Here is a 23705-nt window from a genome sequence, read left to right as displayed (position 1 = left end):
CCACCAAACCCAGCACCGTCGCACCCACGACAGTCCTGCGCCACCCCCGCCCCAGATACATGGAATCCCCTCCGTGGATGGCAGGGTCCTCATGCTGTCGCACACCAGCAACGCCTGCCCTGGAGGCTGCTCGGTCGCCCGCTGGTGAACGCACCGCGCGTGGCGCGCGTGGGGCCCGCGGCGCCGTGGATGGGGACGCGAGCACCCTGGACGGTCCTCGCGTTTTCCCACCCGGCCTCAAAGCCAGACACTACCGCCAGAAGCCGATGGAGACGCCCCAGTTGGTGTACCGGCTCGCCAGGTCGAACGACGCGGAGACCGACCAGTCCTCCCAGTAGCTCAGCAGGAACAGCTCGAAGCCGCCGGTGAGGTGCGGCCGGAGGTTGCGGCCCGGGAAGGGGGAGGCCTCCAGCCAGGTGCCCGCGCGCAGGCGCAGCCGACCCGGGAAGGTGTCCCATTCGGCGCCCAGGCGCGGCTGGAAGGCGGTGGAGTCGCCCACGGACTGCGGCTCGTCCGGGGAGGCCAGCGAGCGCGCCGCCACCGCGTTGCTCACGCTGGAGATGAGGTCCACCTGCGCGGTGATGAGCCACCGGCCGGACGGGGCGTCCCGGGGGCCATCGTCCGGTACCGGCAGATCATCCCCTTCCACCAGCAACTGCCGCCGCGCGGCCGGAGACAGCCGGTTGTAGCGGTGCGCGCCTTCGCCCAGCCTCCAGCTTGCGCCAATGGACAGCACCGCGGGCGACACCACGGCCGAGTAGATCTGCTGCCCCGCGATGACCGCTCCCTGGCCTTCTTCGGGCCGCCAGCCGGCCACCACCTCCGGCCGCACCACCACGCCAATGCGGTAGGGCCGCCCGTGCGGGCGGAACAGCATGTCCACCGCCACCCCGGAGTCGCCGTAGCGCCAGGACTCGTCCCCCTCCTCGCTGAAGCTCGCCTCCGCGGAGAAGATGCCCATCGCCAGGATGAAGTCGTCCTGGCCGAAGGCGATGGAGCCCGCGAGCGCGGACTGGGACAGGGAGGTGTTGAGCTTCTCACCCTGGCCCCGGCAACCGGAGGTGATGCAGTAGCCCGCGGTGCTGTTGCGCCACAGGAAGCCGACGCCGAAGCGCTTGTATTGCAGCATCAGCGCGCCCAGGAGCTGGCGGCTGTTCACGGTTTCGTCGGCCTTGCCGTCGTTGTCCAGGTCCCGACGCTGCGTCCCGGTGAAGGGCAGGTCCAACGCGGACAGGGTGATGCCGATGTCCCAGTCGCGCTCCAGTGTGGGGCTGCGCTGCGCCAGGGCGGTGAGGTTGCTGGCGAAGCCGCCGGTGCCCTCCGCGATGCCCACGTACGCGCCGCCCATGCCCACCACGCGCGACGCGCCCAGGAGCGCGCCGGAGTTGAGGTACAGCCGCTCCGGGCGGGGCTCGGTGGGGACTTCATCCTGGGCGAGGGAGGCGGACGCGATGAGACACACCGCGCACGCCAGGGCCCACGCCGTGCCACGCAAGCGGTGGGTCACCGACCGCCGGCCCCTTCGTCGAAGAGGCGGTCCGCCTCCGTGGCCAGGTCGGTGTCGCGGAAGGTGATGCCGTTCGCGTCGTGCGTCACCAGCGCCAGCGTCACCTTGCGCCACCGGATGTCGATGTCCGGGTGGTGGTTGGCGGCCTCCGCGGCCTTCGCCACCTTCTCCACGAAGGCGATGCCCTCCAGGAAGGAGGGCGCCTCATAGATGCGGCGGATCATCCCGCCCTCGTGCGTCCAGGCGGGATGTTTCGCGAGGAAGGTCTGGAGCGCATCCGGGGAGAGCAACGTGCGGTCGTAGGCCATGTTTCGCGTTCTACCCGCTCCCTGTTCCGATGGAAGCCCCGGCGCGTGCGGTGTCCGCTCTTCGGTGTGTCAACTCACGCGCGTGAAACCGCCTGCTTCCATTTTTCCAGGTGACGCGCGCGCACCTCCGCCTTCATCTTCGGCTTGAAGGTGCGGTCCGCCTTCCATGCGCGGCGGATGTCGTCCGGACTGGTCCACACCCCGGCGCCCAGGCCGCCCAGGAAGGCCGCGCCCAGGGCGGTGGTCTCCAGGTTGCGCGGACGCACCACCGGCACACCCAGCAGGTCGGCCTGGTACTGCATGAGCAGGTTGTTGGCCGCGGCGCCGCCGTCCGCCTTGAACGTGGGGATGTCGCGTCCGCTGTCGCGGCGCATCGCATCCGCCAGGTCATAAATCTGGAGCGCCACGCCCTCCAGGGTCGCGCGCGCCAGGTGGGCCACGGTGGTGGAGCGGTCGATGCCGGCGAACAGGCCGCGCGCCTCCGGGCGCCAGTGCGGAGCGCCCAGGCCCGCGAGCGCCGGGACGAAGACGACGTCGCCGGAGTCCTTCACGCTGGCGGCCAGCGCCTCCACGTCCGGGGCGCGCTTGATGACCTTGAGGCCGTCGCGCAGCCACTGCACGGCGGCGCCCGCGATGAACGAGCTGCCCTCCAGCGCGTAGTGCGTGGTGCCCCCCAGCTTCCACGCCACGGTGGTGAGCAGGCCCGCGGTGGAGCGCACCGGCTGGGTGCCGGTGTTCATCAAGAGGAAGGCGCCGGTGCCGTAGGTGCACTTGGATTCACCGGGGTTGAAGCACGCCTGGCCGAAGAGGGCCGCCTGCTGGTCTCCCGCCATGCCCGCGACGAGCACGCCGTCCGGCAGGCTCTTCATGCCGCGCGTGGTGCCGTACACCTCCGCGTTGCCGCGAATCTCCGGAAGACACGCGCGGGGAACGCCCAGCAGTGAACACAGCTCGTTGTCCCATTCCAGCGAGCGCAGGTCCATGAGCAGGGTGCGGCTGGCATTGGACACGTCGGTGACGTGGGCGACACCGCCGGTGAGCTTGTAGACGAGCCACGAGTCCATGGTGCCGAAGCACACGTCGCCCTTCTCGGCGCGCTTCTTCGCGCCCTTCAGGTGCTTGAAGAGCCAGGTGAGCTTGGTGCCGGAGAAGTATGGGTCCAGGACGAGGCCCGTCATCTCGCGCACGCGGGGCTCGACTCCCTGGGACTTGAGCTCCTGGCAGATGTCCGCGGTGCGGCGGTCCTGCCAGACGATGGCGCGCGCCAGGGGCTCACCGCTGTCGCGGGTCCACAGGCCCGTGGTTTCTCGCTGGTTGGTGATGCCCACCACGGCGATGTCCTTGCCGGTGAGGCCCGCGTCCTTGAGCGCACGAGCGATGCACCACTCGCTGGTGGACCAGATTTCGTTCAGGTCGTGCTCCACCCACGAAGGCTTCGGGAAGTGCTGGGTCAGCTCCTTGTAGGAGCGCCCCACCACCTGCAGCTTCGTGTCGAGGATGGAGACGTGGGTTCCGGTGGTGCCCTGGTCGAGTGCCAGGACGTATTTCGCCTTCGCCATGGGTGCGAGTCCTCTTGCGCCGGCGGGAAGGGCCGGACATGGAACCGGACCCTACTCCAGGCGGAGGCGCTCGCACGGACGGCGCGTGCGGGATGTCAGGCACCGGGAGGAGGCCGTGGAACCCTCCCGTGCCCGAGGGGGCCGGCTGGGGGCGCGCCATCAGAGGGGGAAGTCCACGGTACTTCCCGGCGGCACCCGCATCCGGCGTCCGGTTCAGTACCCGGTGACGCGCGAGCGGCTGTTGAAGAACCGGCGCAGGCCGTACGCGCTCAGGCCCGCGAGCAGCATCCGGCCGAAGGAGCCCCCCGCGCCGGTGGACTGGCGTCCACGGTAGCCATAGCCGCGCGGACGGCGACCGTAGGAGGAGCGTCCCCGGTTCCAACCGCTGCCGGTGAAGACGCTGCGGCGAGAGCCGCCCAGTGCGGCCAGCAGGTTCGATAGCAATGCCATGGTGTCGCTCCGTGGAAGGTGGTGGGTGGCCGGCACGCTCCGCGCGGGGATTGGACCCGAGGGAAGCGCGCGTGCGTTCTAAAGTGGGCCCTGCGCGTCAGGACGACACCCCGTGTCAGGTGGGGACGCCTGTCGGCCGTGTCGCCGTCCGGTGGGCAGCCGGGCAGGCGCGGAGGGCTCGCCGTGGCGACGCGCTACGGGACCGCGTGGCGAACGGATGCATGTTCTTGAGGGCACGGCTGGTGACTGCCTGCCCATCGGACGGCGGAACCGGCCGAGTGGGGTGGGGGCCACCCGGTTCCACGCAACGCACGGCGTCTCCAGATTGCGTTCCGGTGGGCGCCGGTTCTCGCGCCCCGGGTGCAATCACAATCACGCATGTGGAGAGTCTCCGATGCTCGGATTGAAGAAGACGGTGGGGATGTCGGCGCTGGCGCTGGGGATGCTGGGATTTTCGGGCGCGGCGCTCGCGAAGGATGCCGCCGCCGCGGCGAAGGTGGATCCGCAGATGCAGGTGGTGTTGGACGCGCACAAGGCCTTGAAACCGGTGCCGCCGCACACGGTGTCACCGCGGCAGGCGCGCACGGGCGTCACCGCGAAGGACGCGGTGGAGAAGACCTTGAAGGACCAGGGCAAGCCGGTGACGCCGGAGAAGGTCGCCAAGGTGGAGGACCGCAAGCTGAAGGGCGCGAAGGGAGAGATTCCGGTGCGTGTCTACACGCCGGACGGGGCGGGCCCGTTCCCGGTGGTCGTCTACTACCACGGCGGCGGCTTCGTGCTGGCGGACCTGGACACGTATGACGCCAGCGCGCGCGCCCTGGCGAACCAGGCGAAGGCGGTGGTGGTGAGCGTGGAGTACCGCCACGCGCCGGAGCACCCGTTCCCTGCGGCGGCGGATGACGCCACGGCGGCCTTCCAGTACGTGCAGAAGAACGCGAAGGAGTTCAACGGCGACGCCAGCAAGGTCGCGGTGGCGGGGGAGAGCGCGGGCGCCAACCTGGCGACGGTGGTGGCGATGCGCCAGAAGCAGGACGGCGGCGCGCAGCCGGTGTTCCAGTTGCTGGTGTATCCGTTCGTCAGCAACAACGTGAACACGCCTTCACACCAGGCGAACGGCCAGGGCAACTACCTGATTGGCAACCAGGACATCGCGTGGTTCTGGGGCAACTACCTGGGCAAGGATTGGGTGCAGAACAAGGACCCGAACGCGCTGCCGCTGAAGGCGACGCCAGCGCAACTGCGCGGCCTGCCCCCGGCGATGGTGGTGACGGCGAGCCTGGATCCGCTGAAGGACGAGGGCCAGGAGTACGCGAAGAACCTCAAGGCCGCGGGCGTGAAGGTGGACGTGAAGAACTACGACGGCGTGACGCACGAGTTCTTCGGCATGGCGCCGGTGCTGGACATCGCGAAGAAGGCGCAGGCGGACGCGGGCATGGCGCTGCGCAAGGCCTTCTCCGAGGCCCCGCGCGCGCAGCAGGGCATGGGCGGTTCGGGCATGACGGAGCCGGTGAAGGAGTAGGTCGCATCGCAAGCAGGTGACATCATGCGTGGGGGTCCGTCATCCCTGTGGGGCGGACCTCCACGTTCTTTTGCGCGGGTACGACAGGGAGGGGCGCATGGCCTCGGTGGACACGGACAGGCAACAGCTCACGGCGTTGCTGGAGCAGTACCGGCGCGGCTTCGAATCGCTGGACGTCGCGAGGCTCCAGGCCCTCTGGGACCGGGAGTATCCGCAGTTGCTCTACGTGCCGCAGGAGCGGGCCCGGCCCATCCGGGGCTGGGTGGGCATCTCCCAGTACTACGACGCCCTGCGCACGCACCTGGAGCGGGGCTCGCGGATGTCATTGGAAGACATGGCGCTCGACGTGATGGGCGAGGTGGCCTTCGCCTTCTTCACGTATCACTTCGAGGGGGAGCGGGTGGACGGGGCGGGGACGTTCACGAACGACGGACGCGTGAGCTTCGTCTTCCACCGCAAGGCAGGGGAGTGGCGGGCGATCCACTACCACGAGTCCGCGCCGGGCTCGCGCTGAGCTGGACGGCCGTCCAGTTTCGTGGCGACCACGTTGGAGGCGGACTTCAGGCGGCTTCGTGTCGGGGCACACGTCGGTCCGGTCCAGCTCAACGTGAAGGTCTGGAGCGTCTCCAGGCCCGCCGCATTCGTCACGCGCACGTGCACGACAGGCGTCTTCCGCGCGTCCACGCACGCGGGTGCGGTCCAGCGGGCTTCGCTGCCATCCGCGAGCGCGGTGGGCTTCCCCAGCGTGCCCACCGTGGCTTCCCAGACGTAGCGCAGGGGCGTGTCCTCCGGATCCATGGCCCGGACGTTGACGCGCGCGGAATGGCCTGGACCGATGTCCCGGGCGGTCTGGAAGGCGCTGGTGATGCGGGGCGCGACGTTGGATGCCACCGGCACCTCCACCGCCTGATGGCCGGAGCTGGCGAAACGGGCGGGCCCTGACTCGGAGGGCGCGACGTCACGCTGACAACCCGCCAGCGCGAACACTGCGGACACGGCGGCCATCAACGGCGCCCGGTGAAGAGGCGCCGCCCGGCGAGGCATGGGAGCGGACATGGGATGGGAGGGGGTGAAGGGGGCGGACCGGCGAAGACGATCGCCAACCCTCACTCCGGGTTGAGATCGTCTTCTGGGTAGCACTCAATGCCAGGCGCGCCAATTTCCTGACTTCACGTGAAAGGCAACCCACGGCGTGGGTCTGTCCCGACGGAGGCGGCGTTTGACACTCCCGGGTGGGAGTCAACCCATGACATCCCAGGCCAGGGGCTGACGACAGACATCCAGGCCGTGGGTTCAGGCCTGGGGCACGAGCCGCTTCTCCCTCAGGAACGCCACTGTGAGGGCCACGCCGTGTTCGAGCGGGGTGGGGCGGAAGTCCAGCTCGCGCTGTGCCCTGGCCGAGTTCACGCGGGCCTCCCAGCGCATGAAGGAGAGCTGTCCGGGCGCGACGAGCGGCGTGAAGGGGAACACGCGTGCGAGCGGCGCGGAGGCACGGGCCAGGGCCTCCATCAGGAAGACGGGTGCGGTGGCGGGAGGCTTCCCGGCGCCAGCGGCCTTGTGGATGGCGAGCGCCAGGTCCGCGTTGCTCAGGTACTGGTCGGAGACGAGGTAGCGCTCTCCGTTGACGCCGCGTTCGGCGGCGGCGAGCTGCGCGTCGGTGAGCCCGTCCACGTAGACGCATGACATGCCGCCCGGCGGGAGCAGCGGGGCCTTCTTGTTGAGGAGCTGGACGAAGAAGGAGTTGAGGCCCACGTGCACGGGGCTGGGGCCATAGACGGCGGCCGGGTTGATGTAGACGACGTCCAGGCCCTGCTGGCGGATGGCTTCGACGGCCCGCTCGGCGTCCTGCTTGGAGCGCTCGTAGACGGTGGGCTTGGGGTGCGGGTCGATGTTGGCTTCGACGAGCTCCCCGCCCCGGGGCGCGGCGAAGACATCCATGGTGGAGGTGTAGACGACGCGGCGCACCTTGGCGGCGTGCGCGGCGGACAGGACGTTCACGCTGCCCTGGCGGTTCACGCGGTCGAAGATGGAGTCGTCGCGGTGCCACTGCTCCGGCATGCCCGCGGCGTGGAAGACGAGGTCCACCCCGTGCATCGCGGCCGGCAGCGACGCGGGGGCGGTGATGTCCCCTTGGATGCACTGCACATTGGGCGGCAGGAGGGGCGCGGCCTTGCTGACATCTCGCACGAGCGCGCGGACGGAGTCCCCCCGCTTCGCGAGCCGGTGGGCGATGGCGTTGCCGATGAGACCGGTGGCACCCGTGACGAGGACGTTCATAGGCCGGGCAATCTATCCGGACTTCGTGTCGCGGGGGTCAGCGGGGGCGTGTGCCACGCGCATCGCATGGGGGGCGCAACCCGTCGATGAACATCCCGGTGAGGCGTGGGATGCGCTTCGTTCCCGACGCGTCCTGCGAGGCGGAGAGCGAGATCGCCATCGCCATGCACACCACATCATCCAGACGGATGTCGCCGCGAACCTCGCCCTCGCGCTGTGCTGCTTCCAGCAGGCGCTGTCCCTCGGCGGTCGTCGCGTGACACCCCTCCGTGCCACTTCGCAGGACGATCCCCAGTGAGGCCGCGAGCCCCTGGTAGATGCCCGCGTAGTGCACGAGCTCCTCCAGGAACAGGCGCAGGGCTTCCAGCGCGGACAGGGATGCCGAGCGCTCGCGGCTGTGCTGCGCGAGCGTCAGGAACCGCTCGTCGCAGGTCGCGCCGAGCAGCGCTTCGCGCGTCGGGAAGTGTCGGTAGAGCGTTCCAATGCCTACCTCCGCCCGCTTCGCCACGTCATTGAGCGACGCGTCCGCGCCGCGCTCGGTGAACACGGCGTCGGCCGCCGCGAGCAACCGGTCGCGGTTTCGCCTCGCGTCCGCGCGCATGGCGCCGCCGGTCATGTCGTCCGACGCATTCTTCGGGGGCTTCGCTGCCACTTGAAAAACGGAGCATAGCTCCGTATTTAAGCGGAGCAACCCTCCGTTTACTGAAAGAAAGGCAGGCCGTGATGGCGACACCGGGCGAACGCGTGCTGGTGCTTGGAGCGACGGGACAGCAGGGAGGCGCGACGGCGCGCGCGTTGAGCAAGGACGGCTGGAGCGTCCGCGCGCTCGTGCGCGACCCTTCGAGCGTGAAGGCCCGGGCGCTGGAAGCGTCGGGCGTGGAGTTGGTGCGCGGTGACATGGGGGACCGCGCGTCGCTCGACCGCGCGCTCGTGGGTGCATACGGTGTCTTCAGCATCCAGCCGAGTTCGGGTCAGCCACAGTACGGCGTCAGTGACGACGACGAGTTCCGCTTTGGAGTGGACGTCGTGGACGCGGCGAAGGCCGCTGGCGTCGAGCACTTCGTCTACACGTCGATGGCGGGCCTGCGTCCCAGCACCGGTGTCGGCCACTTCGAGAGCAAGTGGAGGATCGAGGAGTACGTCCGCGCGAGCGGCCTGCGCGCGACCATCGTGCGGCCGTCGGCGTTCATGGAGATCCTTCTCGAGCCGCATTTCGGACTGGCGCGGCGCGCGCTCCAGTTCTTCGTCCGACCGGACCGCACGATGCAGTTCATCGCGAGCGACGACATCGGCGTGCTTGTCGCGCGTGTTTTCGCGGAGCCGGGCAGGCATGCCGGAACCACCCTGGAGCTGGCGGGGGATGAGCTTACCGGGGCTCAACTGGCCGAGAAGATCGGACGTGCGACCCACGAGTCGATCTCCTACGCGCGGTTTCCCCCCGAGTTCCTGGCGCAGAGCGCGCTCTTGCGCCGCCTGGTCGAGCTTGTCGACGAAGGGACCGCGGTCGGGAACGCGGACATCCCGGCGCTGCGGCGGCTTTCGCCGGGCCTGCTCACGTTCGACGCGTGGCTGGAGCGCGGGGGCGCGGCGGAGATCCAGGCACGCTTCGCGGCGTAGCCTCCACCCTGCGCTGAAGTTTCATCCCCACCTGGACGATGGCTTCGATGACCGGGATGAGCTCGCTGCCAGACGCGTCTCATCCCGGGGCAGGGCGTCTTGCTAGAACGCGACGCAGGGCGTGGAGTCGATGCGGAGCACGGCCTCCTGATTGAACTGGCGCTTGTACTCCTCACGGACGTAGTCGATGTCCGCCGAGCGCGCCGCGCTGCCGTCATGCAGGAGCACGATGATCTTGCTGAGTTCGTGCACGAGCGTGCCGTCCTCCATCTGGTACTGCCCGTTCGCGTCGTACAGGGTCAGCCCGTCCTTGAAGCGGGGCGTGATGACGGTGTCGACGAACCCCTGGAACTCCGCCTCACTGACAGGCACGTCGCCCACGCGGTCCCGCCCGAAGAACAGATCCGTGCGGTACTGCTGGCTGCCGACCGTGCAGCTTGGGGCATCCGGCTCGTCGTCTCCACAGGCAGTGGCGCCCAGGCCCAGTGCGAGGACACACCCCAGGAACAGACCCTTTGAAAGGCGCATTGCTTGTAACTCCGGAAATGTTGGGGATGCGGTCTTACACCTCCGGTGTCGCCGTTGCCAATCGCTCCCCGGTGCTGAAGTCGGGTTCCGGAACTCCTCGCAGTCCGGCCGTCCATGCGCTGCTTTCAATGATTGCCATGGGGGCCGCCCTGAGCCGGGCCGTGGCTTCCATCACCTACGGCGTGCGGCTGCGGGTCGTCGCGTCCTCGCGCCGCGCGGCATCCGCGTACCCGGTCAGCTCCACGTAGCCGCGTCCCTGCACGGGCTTGCCCTCACGTGTGCCCTCCAGCGACACCGAGCCCTCCCAGTAGCGCACGCTCACCGGCAGCTCCTGGTCCGCGAGCTTCGGCGTCACGGTGAGGTCCAATGACAGCTTGGGCACCTGGACGCGCCAGCGTGACGGGTACTTCGTCCCGCGTGGACTCTTCCAGGTGTCCAGCACCTCCAGCTTCACGTCCTCGCGGGTCAGGTGCACGGCCTCCCCGCTGGGCGGATTCCAGGTGCCCGCGCTGAAGGGGTCCGCACTGCCGTCCTTGTTCCGGAGCTGGTAGTTCATCAGCTCGCCGCCGTCGGAGAGCTGGAGCGCGAACCAATCCCAGCCCACCAGCCCGGGCCCGAGCGCGCTGGTGCTCCACTCGCGGTCCATCCAGCTTTCGCCCTTCACGGACACCGTCTGCCCATCCACGGACACCGTGCCCCGCGAGGGCATGCGGGTCAGGGAGTAGTAATAGGACGCGTTGCCCTTCTCCGCGCTCTTCTGGCTCAGCCCCCGGTCGCCCTGGAGCACTGGCGGTTTGCCTTCATCCATCCGCAGGTCCAGCGTCACGCCGTCGCCCTGGGCGCGCAGGTGCATGGGCCAGGTGCCCGCCGCGCCTTCGCTCCGCACGTCCCAGTCCTCCAGCCAGACATGGAAGGGGGCCCCCTCAGAACCCGCCAGTCCCACGGCCGCGCGGCTGAAGCGTTCGGTGACGTGGAAGCGTCCGGCGCTCACGTCCGTCACCGTGAAGTGCCCCATGAAGACCTGCCGCGTGCCCCAGGCCGAGCCCCGGTCGGACTGCTCCGGCGCCAGCGCGCTGCGGAACAGCGTGAACTGGTAGCCGAAGGCCCGCCCGTCCTCCGTCTCCAGATTGCCCGTCCAGTACCACCACTCAGTGCGGAAGTCGGGGTGGGGGCCGTGGTCCTCCGGGAAGCGGAAGGGACGGGGCTCCACGGCGCGCGCATAGCCCTCCAGGCTGCCCTCGCCTCCCAGGGCTCCCGCGACGGTCATCGTGCCGGAGCGCTCAGGACCTGTGTCCTCCGTGTCCCGCATCACCACGCCCACCGCCACGCCCAGCGCGACCAGCACCAACACGATTCCGATGACGAGTCCGCGGCCCATGTCTCACTCCTCCCGCAACGCCATCGCCGGATTCGCGCGCGCCATCCGCCACGCCGGGTACAGCCCCGCGAGCGCCGCCGCCACCAATGACAGCAACATCGCCTGGCCCACCACACCGGGTGACACCACCAACTGCAACGTCCACCCGAACGAGCGCTGGTTGATGACGTGCACCAGCACGTACGCCAATGCCAGCCCCAGCGGGATGGAGAAGAGCCCCGCGAGCAGGCCCAGCAGGCCCGTCTGCAACGACACCATGCCCCACAGTTGTCCCGGCGTGAGCCCCGTCGCGCGCAGCACCGCGAACTCGCGCGCCCGTTCCAGTTGCAGGGACATCAGCGCGCTCAACACGCCCACGAACGCGACGCCAATGGCCAGCAGGCGCAGCACCTGCGTGATGGTGAAGGTTCGGTCGAACACCTCCAGCGACGCCTGCCGCAGGGCCTTGTTCGCGCGCACGTTCAAGGCCTGCTCACCGCCCGCGCGGTCGCGCACCCGGGACACCAGTTCATCCACGTCCTGTCCCGGCGCGGCTATCAAAGACAGTCCGCTCACGCCCCGGTCGTCGTACCAGTGCTCATACGTAGGGCGCGGCATCATCACGGTCCCCACGTCGGAGCCGTAGTCGAAGTACACGCCCGCCACCCGGAAGTCGTGCAGACCCTTGTCCGTGGAAACCCGCAGCGTGTCGCCCGCGTGCACGCCGCGATGGAAGGCGAAGGGCTCCGACACGAGCACCGCGTCCCGGGATGCGTCCACCTGCCGCCACACGTCCTCCGCGCGCCCCTCCTTGAAGCGATAGGACCGCTCGTGCCCTTTCGCGAAGTCGATGGCCAGCAGGTCCGTCTCCACGTCATCGATGCGCACGTGCACCACACGGATGGAGCCGCTGGCCTCGACGCCGGGCGTGGAGCGCAGCTTCTCCGCGAGCCCTGGCACCAGCGCGGAGTCCCCCCGCCGTGCCACCAGCGACGGCGGGGACACGAACACGTCCGCCTGCAACGCGGACTCCAGCCACGACACCACCGTGCCCCGGAAGCTGGACACCATCAGGCCCACGCCCACCGTCGTCGCCACCGCGACCATCAACGCCGCCAGGGCCACCGCCGTGCGCGACAGGCTCGCCGTCACGCCTCGCGCCGCCATGCGCCCCAGCGGACCGAACAGCGCGCCCAGGGGCCTCGCCGCCGCGGCCGTCAGCTTCTCCGTCACCCAGGGCACCAGCAGCGCGGTGCCCATCATCACGCCGAACAGTCCCGCATACGCCGGCGGCAGGGCCTGCGTGGGCCACGCGAGCATGCCGATGGAAACGGCGAGGATCCCCAATCCCAGCAACGCGCGCTGGGGGGCCTTGCGGTGGGTCGCGTCCTCCTCCGTCGATCTCCGCAGCGCCGTCACCGGCGTCGCGCGGGCCGCCTCCCACGCGGGCACCAGCGCCGCCAGCACCGTGGCGCCCAGACCCAGGCCCAGGCCCTTGATCAGCGTGAACGGCTCCAGGGACAGCCGGCGCACGTTCACCACGAAGTACAGGTCATTGATGGTGCGTGTGATGAGACCCACGAGCCCGCTGGCCATCAGGATGCCCAGCAACAGGCCCGCCGTGGTGCCCACGATGCCGAGCATCAGCGCCTCGCCCAGCACCAGCGCGAACAGCTCTCCGCGCGTCACGCCCACCGCGCGCAGCCGGCCCAGCATGCCGCGCCGCTGCACCACGGAGAACGTCATCGTGTTGTAGATGAGGAACATCCCTACCACGAGCGCCAGCAGCGACAGCGCGGTGAGGTTGGTGCGGAACGCCCGCGTCATCTGCTCCACCGTGCCCGCGCGTCCCGATGTCTGGACCAGCTCCGCCCCCTGGGGCAGCGCGGCCCTCAGTCGCGCGGCCTCGGCTTCGCCCCCCTTCAGGCGCAGGTCCACGCGCGTGAGCCGACCCGTCTGGCCCAGCACCTCCTGCGCGGTGGAGAGGTCGCAAATCAGCAGCGACTCCAGCGCGCGCTCCGTCGTCTCCTGTGACGGGGACAGCAGCGCCGACACGCGCAGCTCCTTGCGCAGCCCCGTCACCGTCACGGGCAGCGTGTCGCCCACCTTCACGCCCAGCACCCGCGCCGTCTTCGCGCCCATCACCACCGTGCCGGACTTCGTGAGCAGCGCGCCCACGTCCCCCACCGCGTTCCCCGTGGAGAAGTCGCGGAAGGGCGCCTCCGCGAACGGATCCAATCCCAACAGCGTGAGCGTGCGGCGGTTGCCGCCTTCCACCTGCACGAAGCCCTGCACCACGGGCGCTGCTTCCGGCGCGTCCGGGCGCAGCTTCAGCGCCGTGTAGACCCCCTCCGGAAGTCCGGACGTGCCGCCCACGATTTGATGCGTGGCCTTGCCTGCGACGACGTCCGTGGACTGTTCGAAGGCTCGCAGTGCGCTGCCACTCGCCAGGTCGATGGACACCACCACCGCCACGCCCATCGCGATGCCCAAGAGCGACAGCGCCGTGAGCCACGGGTGCCCGCCCAGATGGCGCAGGCTGGAGCGTGCGAGCAGGGTCTTCATGACGACCCCTTGTTGCGCGCGCCGCCGGGCCGCTCCACCAGCCGTCCGCCTTCCATGGTCAGGACGCGGTCCGCGCGGGCCGCCATGCCGGGCTCGTGCGTGACGATGAGCGCGCACGCATCGCCCTGCCGCGTGAGCCCCTCCAGCAGGTCCAGCACGTGCTTGCCGGTCTCCTCGTCCAGGTTGCCCGTGGGCTCGTCCGCCAGCAGCAGGGGGGGCGCGTGCGCCAGGGCCCGGGCCACCGCCACGCGCTGTTGCTCGCCGCCGGACAGCCGGTCCGGGAAGCTCTTCGCCCGGCCCTCCAGGCCCACGCGCTTGAGCAATTCGTGCGCCCGCGCACCGGCCTCCGCGCCCGTGCGCCCGAGCAGCTCCAGCGGCAGCCGCACGTTCTCCTCCACCGTCAGCGTGGGCAGCAGGTTGAAGGCCTGGAAGATGAAGCCCACGCGTTCGCGGCGCAGCAGCGTGCGCTCCTTCTCCTTCATGCGTCCCAGGTCGCGGCCCTCCACCAGGATTTCGCCCTGCGTCGCCTGGTCGATGCCGCTGATGAGGTTGAGCAGCGTGGACTTGCCGGAGCCGCTGCGGCCCAGCAGCACCACGAACTCGCCCCGGTGCAGGGTGAGCGACGTGCCGGACAGCACCTCGCGCACGGAGTCTCCCTCCGCGTAGGACTTGGTGACGGCGCGCAGTTCGACGAGAGGTCGCAAATCAGAGGAAGGGGAGTGCATGCCTGTCCTCCGACATAACCGATGCCCGGCTTCCGGGCCGGGTTCCCCGGGGGGATGGGGCGGATGCCCTCTACTGGACGTCAGCAGTGGGAGGGGATGCCCAACGCGGTCCATCCGCTCCCGCCCCGGGTGGCATTTCGTGCCATGCTGTGATGCCTGACGTTGGAGGATGTCCGCGCCAGGGAAGCAGGGGGCAGCCCGTGAATGAAGCCCAGGCCGTCTGGGTGCCCGCGCCCGGTGGCGGTGCGCCTCCACGACTCCAGGAGCTGCTCGAGCAGCTCCCGGCCTTCTTCGGCCTCTACCGGGGTCCGGGCCACCTCATCGAGTTCAGCACGGCCACGCGCCTGACGCTGCTCGACACGCGCGGACAGGTGGGCATCCCCCTGCGTCAGGCCTGTCCCCAGTTGGACAGTCCCGCCTGGCACGATGCCTGGGACCGCGTCTTCACCACCGGCCAGTCCCTGCACCTGCGCGAGACCTCCTCCCGCTCCCACCCTTCCGACGACGAGCTCTTCTTCAACCTCTCCCTGCTGCCGCGCCGCGACGCGCAAGGACAGGTGGAGGGCGTGCTCGCCTTCGCGGTGGACGTGACGGAGCTGGTGAAGACCCGCCGCGCCGCGTGGACCACCGCGTCCTGGCGCACCGAACGCCTGCAGGCGATGACGGCCGCGCTCTCCGAAGCGCTCACCCCCGCGCAGGTGGTGGAGGTGGCCGCGCGCGAAGGCGCCATCGCGCTGGGGGCCCTCACCGGCCTCGTGGTGGTGCCCACGTCGGAGGCCGCGGATGTCTTCGAACGCGTCGCCGCGCACGGCTTCTCCCCAGGAGATTTGGAGGATTGGCAGCGCTTCGACGTCTCCGCCACCTGTCCCCTCACGGACGTGACGCGCACCCGCGAGCCTTGCGCGATGGGTTCCTGGACGGAGTGCATGGCGCGCTACCCTCGGCTGGCGAGGCTGCCCCGGGCGCTGGCGCTCTCGGCGTGGGCTTCGGTGCCGCTGGTGAGCGGAGGCAGGGTGCTCGGCGCGCTGGGCCTGGGCTTCGGCGACGCGCGCGACTTCGACGAGGCGGAGCGGGCCTTCCTGATGACGGTGGGCCGTCAGTGCGCGCAGGCGCTGGACCGCGCGCGGCTCTATGACGAAGAGCGCGCGGCCCGGGGCGCCGCCGAGGCCGCCAGCCGCGCGAAGGATGCGTTCCTGGCCATGGTGTCGCATGAGCTGCGCACGCCGCTCACGTCCATCCTCGGCTGGTCGCAGATGTTGCGGCAGGGCCTGCTGGGCGAGGACAAACGTCAGCGCGCCGTGCAGGCCATCGAACGCAACGCCCGCGCGCAGCGTCAGCTCATCGAGGACCTGCTGGACATGAGCCGCATCGCCAACGGACGGCTGCGCCTGGAGCCCGTGCCGCTGGAGCTGGGGCGCGTGGTGGAGGCGGCGCTGGACGCGGTGCGGCCCACGGCGCTCGCGCGCGAGCTGGAGCTGGACATCGTCGTGGACGCGGACGGCGTGCCGCTGTTCGGCGACCCGGACCGGTTGCAGCAGGTGGTGTGGAACCTGCTCGCCAATGCCATCAAGTTCACCCCGCCCGGAGGCCGCGTGTTGGTGTCCGCGCGCACGCGCGACGAGGGCGCGGAGCTGGTGGTGAAGGACGACGGCGAGGGCATCCCCACCGACTTCGTGCCCTTCCTCTTCCAGCGCTTCCATCAGGCGGACACCAGCGTCAGCCGCCAGCACGGCGGGCTGGGCCTGGGGCTGTCCATCGTCCGTCACCTGGTGGAGCTGCACGGAGGCACCGTGTCCGCGGCCAGCGAAGGTCCCGGCCGGGGCTCCACCTTCACCGTCTTCCTGCCCCGCTCCCGCGTGGGCTCCACCCCGGGCGCGACGCGCGAGCCTCGGCCCGTGGAGGGCCTGTCGCTGCCGCGCTTCCCGGAGCTGGAGGGCCAGCGCGTGCTGGTGGTGGACGGGGCGCCGGACGCGCGCGAATGGATGTCCGTGCTGCTCACCCGCGTGGGCGCCCACGTCCTCACCGCCACCAACGTCACCGACGCGATGGATGAGGTGCGCAGGTCCCCGCCCACCGTGCTGGTGACGGACGTGACGTTGTCGGGTGAGGACGGCTATTCGCTCCTGTACCGGCTGCGCGCGCTGCCCTGGGAGTCCGGGGGCGGGGTGCCCGCGCTGGCCGTCACCGCCGCCGCCCGCCGGGAGGACCGCGACCGGGCCCTGCGCGCGGGCTTCAGCGCCTTCGTCACCAAGCCGCTGGACGCGGTGGAGCTGCTCACGGCGGTGGCGCGCCTTGCGCCTCCCATCCCGCCTCGCCCCTGAAGTCTTCTCCGGAGGCGCCCGGGGCGTCCGCGGGTTCTCGCCACCGTTCGAGGAAGTCGCCCACCTCCGTGGCGAGCAGCGGCCCGGACACGTCGCGCGGGATGATGTGGAAACCCTCCCGGAAGCTCACCAGCCGCACCGCCGGGGATGACGTCAGCCGCCGCACCAGGAAGCGTCCGCCCTCTGGATCCACGACGTGGTCCTGCTCCGCGGTCGCCACCAGCACCGGACAGCGCACCCGGGGCGCGTCCGTCACCGCCAGGTCCTGGAGCATGCACAGGTCCCTCAATCGGGCCACCGGGAAGGCCGCCAGCACGGGCGCCTGCGACAGCGTCAGCGGATCCGAGATGTCCGTGCCGCCCTTGTCCACCCACGGCGTCGTCCATTGGAGGAGGGGCGTGCGCACCAACTGACGCACCAGCGCCATGCGCGGCCCCCGGAAGCGCACCGCGGGTGCCACCAGCGCCAGTCCATGCACCTGGTCCGGATGCTTCGCGGCCAGCCGCAGCGCGAGCAGGGCCCCCATGGACAGTCCCGCCACGAAGACGCGGCGGTGGCCCTGGAGGGACGCCAGCGCTTCCTCCGCGGCGTCCTGCCAGTCGTGGTGGTCCACGTCCAACAGGGCTTCCGGCGTGGTGCCGTGGCCCGGAAGCCGGGGGGCCACGACGCGCATCCCGCGCGCGGCCAGGGCTTCACCCAGGGGGCGTACCTCCCACGGGCTGCCGGTGAAACCGTGGAGAAGCAGACAGGCATCCGGGCCTCGTCCCAGCGCGAAGGCCGCCGTGGAGTCCCCGTCGATGTCCCGCCAGCGCGTGCTCACCCGGTGGACACTGGCCATGGCGGGCCCCAGGCGCTATGCCGCCTGCCTCATGGCGGACACTCCGAAACCCCCGGACATGCAGCTTCAGGTGCAGATGGATGACGAGGTCGCCAACGGCCAGTACTGCAACATGGCGTTGGTGAACCACACGGAGACGGAGTTCGTGCTGGATTTCCTCTTCGTCCAGCCGCAGCAACCCCTGGCCCGCGTCCGCTCGCGCGTCATCACCAGCCCGCGCCACCTCAAGCGCCTGCTGGGGGTCCTTCAGGAGAACCTGCGGCGGCATGAAGAACGCTTCGGCCCCATCGTCCTCAACGAGGACGAAGGCTCCCGCCACTGACGTCGCATCCGTCCCGCGCCGGGCAGGGGGTCCGCTTTGACTTTCCCTGCGCCCGTTCCCGGCGCACACTGGGAGGCACCGTGTTCCGCGCCTGCGTGTTCGTCGCCGCCCTGCTGTCCGCCGCCACCGCCTCCGCCCAGTGCACGGGGGACGGCGTCCAGCTCTATCCAGCCCCCGGGGGCATCGTCCCCACCAACCTGCGCCTGCTGCTGGAGGGGGTGGGCACCGCGCGCTCCCCGGTGCTGGGGCTCGTCGGCAAGCCGCTGCGGCTGGAGGCGGACGGCCACGAGGTGAAGCTCAAGGTGACCAAGGGCTGGGAGAGCTCCCTGGGGCGCGCCGTCGTCATCCTCAAGCTGGCGGAGCCGATGCGGCCCGACAAGCGCTACCTGCTGCGGCTGGATGAGGTGCTGCCCGGCGTGGTGGTGCTCAACGGGCGTCCGGGCGTCCAGCCCTCGTGGCTCAGCGGCAAGGGCGCCGACACCAAGGCCCCCAAGTGGGTGAAGAAGCCCGCGGTGTCGGAGGGCTTCGTGCGCCGCTCGCCCCAGGGCATCGCGCGCTTCGTGAAGCTGAACCTCGCCCTGCGCGAGGAGAGCCCCGCGTTCCTGGTGGTGAAGCTGGCCCCGCGCCGGCTGGGCGTCAGCCCCCAGCAGTACCTGCTGCCCATCCAGTCCAACACCGCTTATCTGGGCCATGAGGCCTGCGGCGGGGCGTTCGCGCTGGAGGACGGCCGCAGCTACCGCGCCCGCATCGAGGCCTTCGACGCGGCGGGCAACCTGGCGCCCTCCACGCCTCCGGTGGACTTCGAGGCCCCTTCCGCCCAGGCGCCCTAGTAGCATCCGTGCCCGTTCGTACCGCACAGGAGACAACGGGCACATGACGGCGACGGTGGACGTGGAGGGGATGAAGGAGCGCATGACGGCCTTCATCCAGAAGCTCCAGGACGACATCTGCGGTGCGCTGGAAACGCTGGACGGCCAGGGCCGCTTCCGCGAGGACGCGTGGAGCCGTCCAGGTGGCGGCGGTGGCCGCAGCCGCGTGCTGGAGGAGGGCGCCGTCCTGGAGAAGGCGGGCGTCAACACCTCCATCGTGTACGGCGAGCTGGAGGAGGCCTTCGCCCGGAAGCTCCAGGGCGAGGGGCGCACCTTCTGGGCCGGCGGCCTGTCGCTGGTGCTGCACCCCCGAAGCCCGCACGTGCCCACGGTGCACGCCAACTACCGCTTCATCCAGCAGGGCGGCAGGGCGTGGTTTGGCGGCGGCGCGGACCTGACGCCGTACTACCTGCACGACGAGGACGCCGCGCACTTCCACCGCGTGCACAAGGCCGCGTGCGACACGCATGACGCCACGTACTACCCGCGCTTCAAGGCCGCGTGCGACACGTACTTCCACGTGCGCCACCGGGGAGAAGCGCGCGGCGTGGGCGGCCTCTTCTTCGAGAACATGGGCGGCGACCTGGAGCGCGAGTTCGCCTTCGTGCAGGCGTGCGGCAACTCCTTCATCCCCGCGTACCTGCCCATCGCGGAGCGGCGCAAGGACACGCCGGTGACGGAGGCGCAGCGCTTCTGGCAGGAGGTGCGCCGGGGCCGCTACGTGGAGTTCAACCTCGTCTATGACCGGGGCACCATCTTCGGCCTGGAGACGCAGGGGCGCACGGAGTCCATCCTCATGTCGCTGCCGCCGCGCGTGCGCTGGCGCTACGACTACCACCCGGAGCCCGGCACCCCCGAGGCCCGGCTGGAAGAGGTGCTGCGCAACCCCCGGGAGTGGGCCTGATGCAGCCGCCGCCTCCTCCTTCTGGAGCCGGGCACCCACGCCGCAGCAAGGCGATAGTGGTGGGGCTCGTCGCCGCGGTCGTGGCGGGTCTGGGCCTGTCCCTGCTGCTCATCCTGACGGGTCCCACGCGCTCCGGCGGCCGTGCCTCGCCCGAGCAGTTGGCCAACGAGGCGCGCATCCAGGTGCTGGCGCTGTGTGACGCCGTGCAGGCGTACCGGGACGAGCACGGCAACTACGTGCCCATCGCGCCGTTTCCGTCCCCGGTGCCGAAGAACGGCGAGGCGGTGCCCTTCGCCCAGGACCATGAGGACTTCCACCGCATCGGCTTCGAACCGGGCCCCACCGTGCACTTCCAGTACGAGGTGACGGTGCAGGAGAGCCCGGTGGGCGAGCCGGAGGTGTCCTGCCTCGCCCGCGCGGACGCGGACGGTGACGGCCTCAATGCCGTCTATCGCGTCCGTCTGGACGCCAACGGAATGACCAGCCCCATGGAAGTGGAGCGCGAGGGCGAGTAGCCCCCCATGCAACTCCGGGTTCTCGATGTGAGAGAATCCAGGTGATGGGAAATGTCGGAGACATTCGCGGTCCTCGCGGGCCGGATCCGCGCAACGGACCCCGCTCCGACACGGGGTCCGCCCCGGCGCCCGTCACGGGGCCCGTTCCGTCGCCCTTCCAGGACGATGGGATGATGGAGCCCTCTGTCGGTGGCGAGGGGCTTCCCGGAGGCGTCTCCGCGGGCTTCCCCGCTGGTGAGGGGCAGGAGCCCGGAACGCTCCCGGAGGGTTCGGAAGCAGGGTCGCAGTCGGGCCGCGCCTCCCTTCCGGAGGGGGCGGAAGCGGGGCCGCAGTCGGTCCGCATCCCCCTTCCGAAGCCCGGAACGCCGCGCGGTCCCGGCACGCCACGCGGTCCCGGCACGACGCGCGGCCCCCGCGCACAACCCGGCACGGGCTTCGAGCTTCCCCGCGACCCGGGTGCCTCGCCGCCGCAGCAGCGCAAGCTGAAGGACGGCTTCCGGACGCCCGGGCAGCAGCCCACCACCGCCAGCCCCTACCTGGGCGCGGGCGAGGCGCGCGGACCGCTGCGGGACGTGGAGTCGCTGGTCCCCGGCGACCTGAAGGACCTGGAGAGCTCCCCCGCGGTGGCCAAGCGCTTCGCTTCCGACAGCGCGCTCTTGTCCGCGCAGGTGCGGCCCGCGTCGCTGCCCTCGTCGGACCGGGTGGCCCGCCTGTGGACCTTCTTCGCCGCCTACGCCGAGGCCGCCGCCCAGCATCCGCCCACCCCGGAAGGCAAGGCCGCCTTCGCCCAGGCGATGAAGGACCAGGGCTTCGCTCAGCTCCAGGACGCCCATACCGGGCAGACGGGCGTGGAGGCGGGGCTCTGGGTGCTGGACGCCCCGTCGCCCGAGGAAGCCCGCGAGCGCGCGAAGGACGTCCAACTGGAGCCCCCGCCCGACGTGCGGCACTCCGAACAGGCCGCCCCGATGACGCCCGGCCTCTACCAGCCCCTGCCCGGCCCGTTCATCCGCCGGGACGAACAGGGCCAGCCCCTGCCCCCGGGCGACCCCGACCGGCACGGCTCCGATAGAAAGCTCAGCGGACGGATGTTCTGGAACGTGCTCCACCGCTTCCGCGCTGGCCCCGAGGAGGACGACGCCCTGTCCGAAGGACAGTGGGACCGGATGGTTTTTGGCGCCGTGCTGGCCATCACGGGGGTCGCGCTGGCGGTCATCGCCCTGGTCAGCTCCCTCTAAAGCAGGGAGCCTGTTCGGAACACTTGGGGTTATGGCGGCTTGTGTTACGGTGCCGCACTCTTGGCCACCGACGACCTTACACTCGTCAAGCGCGTCCGCAGCGGGGACCAGCGCGCTTTCAAACTCCTCGTCGAGCGTTACCAGCGCAAGGTGTACGCCGTTGCGCTCGGTATGCTGAAGGACAAGGAGGAAGCGATGGACGTCTCCCAGGAGGCGTTCGTCAAGGTCTACAAGTACCTGGACCACTTCAAGGGCGACGCCTCCTTCTACACGTGGCTCTACCGCATCACGTCGAACATCTGCATCGACGTGCTCCGCAAGCGCCGGGGCGGTGGCGAGCAGGTGGAGTTCGACGAGTCCCAGGACATGGACCTGTCGGAGGCCCGCATCGGAGCGCTCGGCAGCCGCCTGGGGACCAACCCCCAGAAGAGCGCCCTGCGCAAGGAGCTGGCGGAGAAGATCCAGGAGGCCCTGGCCACGGTGCCGGAGAAGCACCGCGCCATCCTGCTCCTGCGCGAAATCGAGGGCATGTCCTACGAGGACCTGGCCCGCACCCTGGACATTCCCAAGGGCACCGTGATGAGCCGCCTGTTCCACGCGCGCGCCAAGGTGCAGAAAATCCTCAGCGATTACCTGGAGCTGGACGAAGCCAAGAGCGGAGTGGGCAGTGAGTGAGGGCGATCAGAAGACCCCCTCGAATATCTGTGGGGGCCGCCGCGTCCCACCGATGCATCCACACCAGCCCGCAGGGTGAAGAGCATGGCCGGAAATCCCGCGTGTGAGCGTTTTGTCCCGCTCCTGTCTCCCTACATCGATGGCGAACTCGCCCCCTCGGAACGGGTCCACGTGGAGCGCCACCTGGCGGCCTGCCGCGACTGCACCGGCCGTTCGGCCGACCTGCGCGCCGAATCCGGTCTGCTCCGGGTGGGCCTGGACATGGCGGTGGACGACGTCGACTTCAAGGACTTCGCCCAGAAGGTGATGGCCCGGGTGACGCCGGAGAAGCCGCCGCTCATCGAACGGATGCGGCTGGCCCTGTCGGAGATGTTCCTCTACCAGCGCACCGCGATGCTCTCCTCCATGGCCACCGCCGCGGTGGTGATGCTGGTGGCGCTGCCGCTGCTGCTGCGCGACGGAGCCCCGGAGGGCTACGCCGCCGAGCGCATGACGGTGAAGTCCATCCAGTCCTACCAGGGCGCGCGTGTCGCGCCGGTGGTGATGGAGACCGAAGGCGGCGCCTCCATCATCTGGATGGTGGACGAGCAGGAGCAGGCCCCGGAGCCGGTGAAGAACGCCCCGGCCGGCGTCAGCGGTCCGCCGAAGAAGCTGGACGAGGCGGCGTCCGAGGAGTTGGGTGGGGAGCTGGACGGCCAGGGCACGCAGCAGCCGGCGGTTCCCGCCGTGCCGCCGCGACCCACGGGAGGAGCGCTATGACGAAGCCGGTGTGGGCGGTGCTGGGAGTGGTGCTCGCCGTGGGCCTGGCAATGGGGCCGGCGGTGGCCTTCGCCCAGGACGCCAAGGTGAAGGTGCAGGTGGAGGTGGTGCTGGCCTCCAACAAGGGCACCGCGGTGGAACCCCCGGAGCTCAACAAGATGAAGGAGGCGTTCCAGAAGCAGAATTTCAGCTTCACCTCCTTCAAGCGCATGTCCCTGGACGTGGTGGAGGTGGGCGCACAGAGTCCCACCGAGGTGAAGCTGCCCAACGGGACGAACGCCTCCCTGCAGCTCCTGGGCATGAAGGAAGGCATCGCCACCCTGCGCGTCATCATCCCCAGCCAGTCGTCGGTGGAGGTGGAGCTGGGCCGCCAGGGCGCCGTGTACCAGAAGGCCGGCAAGCACGTGGGTGGGGACCTCATCCTCGTCCTGGTGCCGCCTTCCAAGTAGCGCTGTCGCCGTGACGGATGCGCGCCGCCTTCGGGCAGGCGCCGTCCGGGAAGTCGCTGGATGCCGTACCCCGCGCCTGGATGGCCCCCTCCTCTCCGGGCGGCCCCGCGCGGGAATGTCCTTCGGTCCTGAAGCTTCCCCCCTCCTCGGACATCCACTCCGGTGGACGCTCCTACGCCCTGACGGCGGAGGGCTCCGTTCCCCTGAAGACGTGGGGCGAAGTGGGCCTCGTCCCCTGGGACAGGGAAGCTGTCGGAAGTACCTGAAACCGGGGCTGAAAAAATGTCAGTCGTTCTCCAGGGCGAAGGGGGGTTCCGCCCTTTCTTCCCTCGAAGGACGCGGAGTTGAGGCTCGGCACGGCAGTTGCTCTTGGGTCTGGGAGCAAGACGGCGGGACGGTAGGGCGG

24 protein-coding genes are annotated in these 23705 nt (G+C 70.2%); 12 read left to right on the top strand and 12 right to left on the bottom strand.

The window, feature by feature from the left end; genetic code table 11:
- Nucleotides 1–250 precede the first annotated feature (250 nt).
- The 4 genes from D7V88_RS20410 to D7V88_RS20395 form a co-directional block, all read right to left on the bottom strand.
- Nucleotides 251–1507, bottom strand: a complete 1257-nt coding sequence (locus D7V88_RS20410) for a hypothetical protein (protein WP_120542319.1) — start codon at nucleotides 1505–1507, stop codon at nucleotides 251–253.
- The gene (locus D7V88_RS20405; RefSeq protein WP_120542318.1) at nucleotides 1504–1815 is read right to left on the bottom strand and encodes a 4a-hydroxytetrahydrobiopterin dehydratase; all 312 of its coding nucleotides are present in this window, start codon (nucleotides 1813–1815) and stop codon (nucleotides 1504–1506) included. The genes D7V88_RS20410 and D7V88_RS20405 overlap by 4 nt, the downstream gene beginning before the upstream one ends.
- 74 nt (nucleotides 1816–1889) lie before the next feature.
- Complete coding sequence (gene glpK / locus D7V88_RS20400) at nucleotides 1890–3374, bottom strand: glycerol kinase GlpK (protein ID WP_120542317.1); 1485 nt, start codon at nucleotides 3372–3374, stop codon at nucleotides 1890–1892.
- A gap of 213 nt (nucleotides 3375–3587) precedes the next feature.
- The gene (locus D7V88_RS20395) at nucleotides 3588–3824 is read right to left on the bottom strand and encodes a hypothetical protein (RefSeq protein WP_120542316.1); all 237 of its coding nucleotides are present in this window, start codon (nucleotides 3822–3824) and stop codon (nucleotides 3588–3590) included.
- Between the two features lie 394 nt (nucleotides 3825–4218).
- On the opposite strand from D7V88_RS20395, the gene D7V88_RS20390 reads away from it, so the two are divergent.
- Both D7V88_RS20390 and D7V88_RS20385 read left to right on the top strand, forming a co-directional pair.
- On the top strand, nucleotides 4219–5343 hold the full coding sequence (locus tag D7V88_RS20390; RefSeq protein ID WP_244238274.1) for an alpha/beta hydrolase: 1125 nt from the start codon (nucleotides 4219–4221) through the stop codon (nucleotides 5341–5343).
- 97 nt (nucleotides 5344–5440) lie between these two features.
- A complete protein-coding gene (locus D7V88_RS20385; protein ID WP_120542315.1) occupies nucleotides 5441–5857 on the top strand; it encodes a YybH family protein in 417 nt (138 codons plus the stop codon).
- Here the strand turns inward: D7V88_RS20385 and D7V88_RS20380 are convergent.
- The 3 genes from D7V88_RS20380 to D7V88_RS20370 form a co-directional block, all read right to left on the bottom strand.
- Nucleotides 5827–6339 (bottom strand): hypothetical protein, encoded by a 513-nt coding sequence (locus D7V88_RS20380; RefSeq protein ID WP_147448787.1) that lies wholly within the window; start codon nucleotides 6337–6339, stop codon nucleotides 5827–5829. The genes D7V88_RS20385 and D7V88_RS20380 overlap by 31 nt on opposite strands.
- 297 nt (nucleotides 6340–6636) lie before the next feature.
- The gene (locus D7V88_RS20375) at nucleotides 6637–7620 is read right to left on the bottom strand and encodes an SDR family NAD(P)-dependent oxidoreductase (RefSeq protein WP_120542313.1); all 984 of its coding nucleotides are present in this window, start codon (nucleotides 7618–7620) and stop codon (nucleotides 6637–6639) included.
- Nucleotides 7621–7657: 37 nt separating this feature from the next.
- Nucleotides 7658–8236, bottom strand: a complete 579-nt coding sequence (locus D7V88_RS20370) for a TetR/AcrR family transcriptional regulator (protein ID WP_208726380.1) — start codon at nucleotides 8234–8236, stop codon at nucleotides 7658–7660.
- Nucleotides 8237–8343: 107 nt separating this feature from the next.
- Here D7V88_RS20370 and D7V88_RS20365 point away from each other — a divergent pair, with 107 nt between their 5' ends.
- Nucleotides 8344–9237: an NmrA/HSCARG family protein gene (locus D7V88_RS20365; protein WP_120542312.1), complete on the top strand. Its 894-nt coding sequence runs from the start codon at nucleotides 8344–8346 to the stop codon at nucleotides 9235–9237.
- A 102-nt stretch (nucleotides 9238–9339) separates the two neighbouring features.
- Here the strand turns inward: D7V88_RS20365 and D7V88_RS20355 are convergent, their stop codons facing one another.
- From D7V88_RS20355 to D7V88_RS20340, 4 genes are all read right to left on the bottom strand, one after another.
- Nucleotides 9340–9765 carry a DUF3574 domain-containing protein gene (locus D7V88_RS20355; RefSeq protein WP_120542311.1) on the bottom strand — a complete coding sequence of 142 codons (426 nt, stop codon included), beginning with the start codon at nucleotides 9763–9765 and terminating at the stop codon, nucleotides 9340–9342.
- Nucleotides 9766–9940: 175 nt separating this feature from the next.
- A complete protein-coding gene (locus D7V88_RS20350; protein WP_120542310.1) occupies nucleotides 9941–11143 on the bottom strand; it encodes a lipocalin-like domain-containing protein in 1203 nt (400 codons plus the stop codon).
- 3 nt (nucleotides 11144–11146) lie between these two features.
- A complete protein-coding gene (locus tag D7V88_RS20345; protein WP_120542309.1) occupies nucleotides 11147–13687 on the bottom strand; it encodes an ABC transporter permease in 2541 nt (846 codons plus the stop codon).
- Nucleotides 13684–14412 (bottom strand): ABC transporter ATP-binding protein, encoded by a 729-nt coding sequence (locus tag D7V88_RS20340; RefSeq protein ID WP_120542308.1) that lies wholly within the window; start codon nucleotides 14410–14412, stop codon nucleotides 13684–13686. Before D7V88_RS20340 ends, D7V88_RS20345 begins: the two co-directional genes overlap by 4 nt.
- A gap of 200 nt (nucleotides 14413–14612) precedes the next feature.
- Between D7V88_RS20340 and D7V88_RS20335 the strand changes: the two genes are divergently transcribed.
- A complete protein-coding gene (locus D7V88_RS20335; RefSeq protein ID WP_158625116.1) occupies nucleotides 14613–16733 on the top strand; it encodes a hybrid sensor histidine kinase/response regulator in 2121 nt (706 codons plus the stop codon).
- Here D7V88_RS20335 and D7V88_RS20330 read toward each other — a convergent pair.
- Nucleotides 16687–17532, bottom strand: coding sequence for an alpha/beta hydrolase (locus D7V88_RS20330; protein ID WP_120542322.1), 846 nt, complete (start codon nucleotides 17530–17532; stop codon nucleotides 16687–16689). The two genes, D7V88_RS20335 and D7V88_RS20330, sit on opposite strands and share 47 nt — an antisense overlap.
- A gap of 70 nt (nucleotides 17533–17602) precedes the next feature.
- On the opposite strand from D7V88_RS20330, the gene D7V88_RS20325 reads away from it, so the two are divergent.
- The 8 genes from D7V88_RS20325 to D7V88_RS20290 all read left to right on the top strand — a co-directional run bounded on the left by D7V88_RS20325 (nucleotide 17603) and on the right by D7V88_RS20290 (nucleotide 23299).
- Nucleotides 17603–17893, top strand: a complete 291-nt coding sequence (locus D7V88_RS20325; protein WP_120542306.1) for a DUF3467 domain-containing protein — start codon at nucleotides 17603–17605, stop codon at nucleotides 17891–17893.
- An 80-nt stretch (nucleotides 17894–17973) separates the two neighbouring features.
- The gene (locus D7V88_RS20320) at nucleotides 17974–18723 is read left to right on the top strand and encodes a hypothetical protein (protein WP_244238273.1); all 750 of its coding nucleotides are present in this window, start codon (nucleotides 17974–17976) and stop codon (nucleotides 18721–18723) included.
- Nucleotides 18724–18766: 43 nt separating this feature from the next.
- On the top strand, nucleotides 18767–19666 hold the full coding sequence (gene hemF / locus D7V88_RS20315) for an oxygen-dependent coproporphyrinogen oxidase (RefSeq protein ID WP_120542305.1): 900 nt from the start codon (nucleotides 18767–18769) through the stop codon (nucleotides 19664–19666).
- Nucleotides 19666–20181, top strand: a complete 516-nt coding sequence (locus D7V88_RS20310; RefSeq protein ID WP_120542320.1) for a hypothetical protein — start codon at nucleotides 19666–19668, stop codon at nucleotides 20179–20181. Before hemF ends, D7V88_RS20310 begins: the two co-directional genes overlap by 1 nt.
- 170 nt (nucleotides 20182–20351) lie before the next feature.
- Nucleotides 20352–21416, top strand: a complete 1065-nt coding sequence (locus tag D7V88_RS20305; RefSeq protein ID WP_120542304.1) for an Immediate early protein ICP0 — start codon at nucleotides 20352–20354, stop codon at nucleotides 21414–21416.
- Nucleotides 21417–21476: 60 nt separating this feature from the next.
- Entirely contained in the window at nucleotides 21477–22091 is a 615-nt protein-coding gene (locus D7V88_RS20300) for an RNA polymerase sigma factor (protein ID WP_120542303.1), read from the top strand.
- Between the two features lie 84 nt (nucleotides 22092–22175).
- Nucleotides 22176–22850: an anti-sigma factor family protein gene (locus tag D7V88_RS20295; RefSeq protein ID WP_120542302.1), complete on the top strand. Its 675-nt coding sequence runs from the start codon at nucleotides 22176–22178 to the stop codon at nucleotides 22848–22850.
- The gene (locus D7V88_RS20290; protein WP_120542301.1) at nucleotides 22847–23299 is read left to right on the top strand and encodes a hypothetical protein; all 453 of its coding nucleotides are present in this window, start codon (nucleotides 22847–22849) and stop codon (nucleotides 23297–23299) included. Before D7V88_RS20295 ends, D7V88_RS20290 begins: the two co-directional genes overlap by 4 nt.
- Nucleotides 23300–23705 lie beyond the last annotated feature (406 nt).

It is taken from the genome of Corallococcus terminator, assembly GCF_003611635.1.
Lineage (GTDB): Bacteria > Myxococcota > Myxococcia > Myxococcales > Myxococcaceae > Corallococcus > Corallococcus terminator.
Note: the sequence above shows the minus strand (reverse complement) of the source record. Positions and strands in the feature narration are given on the sequence as shown.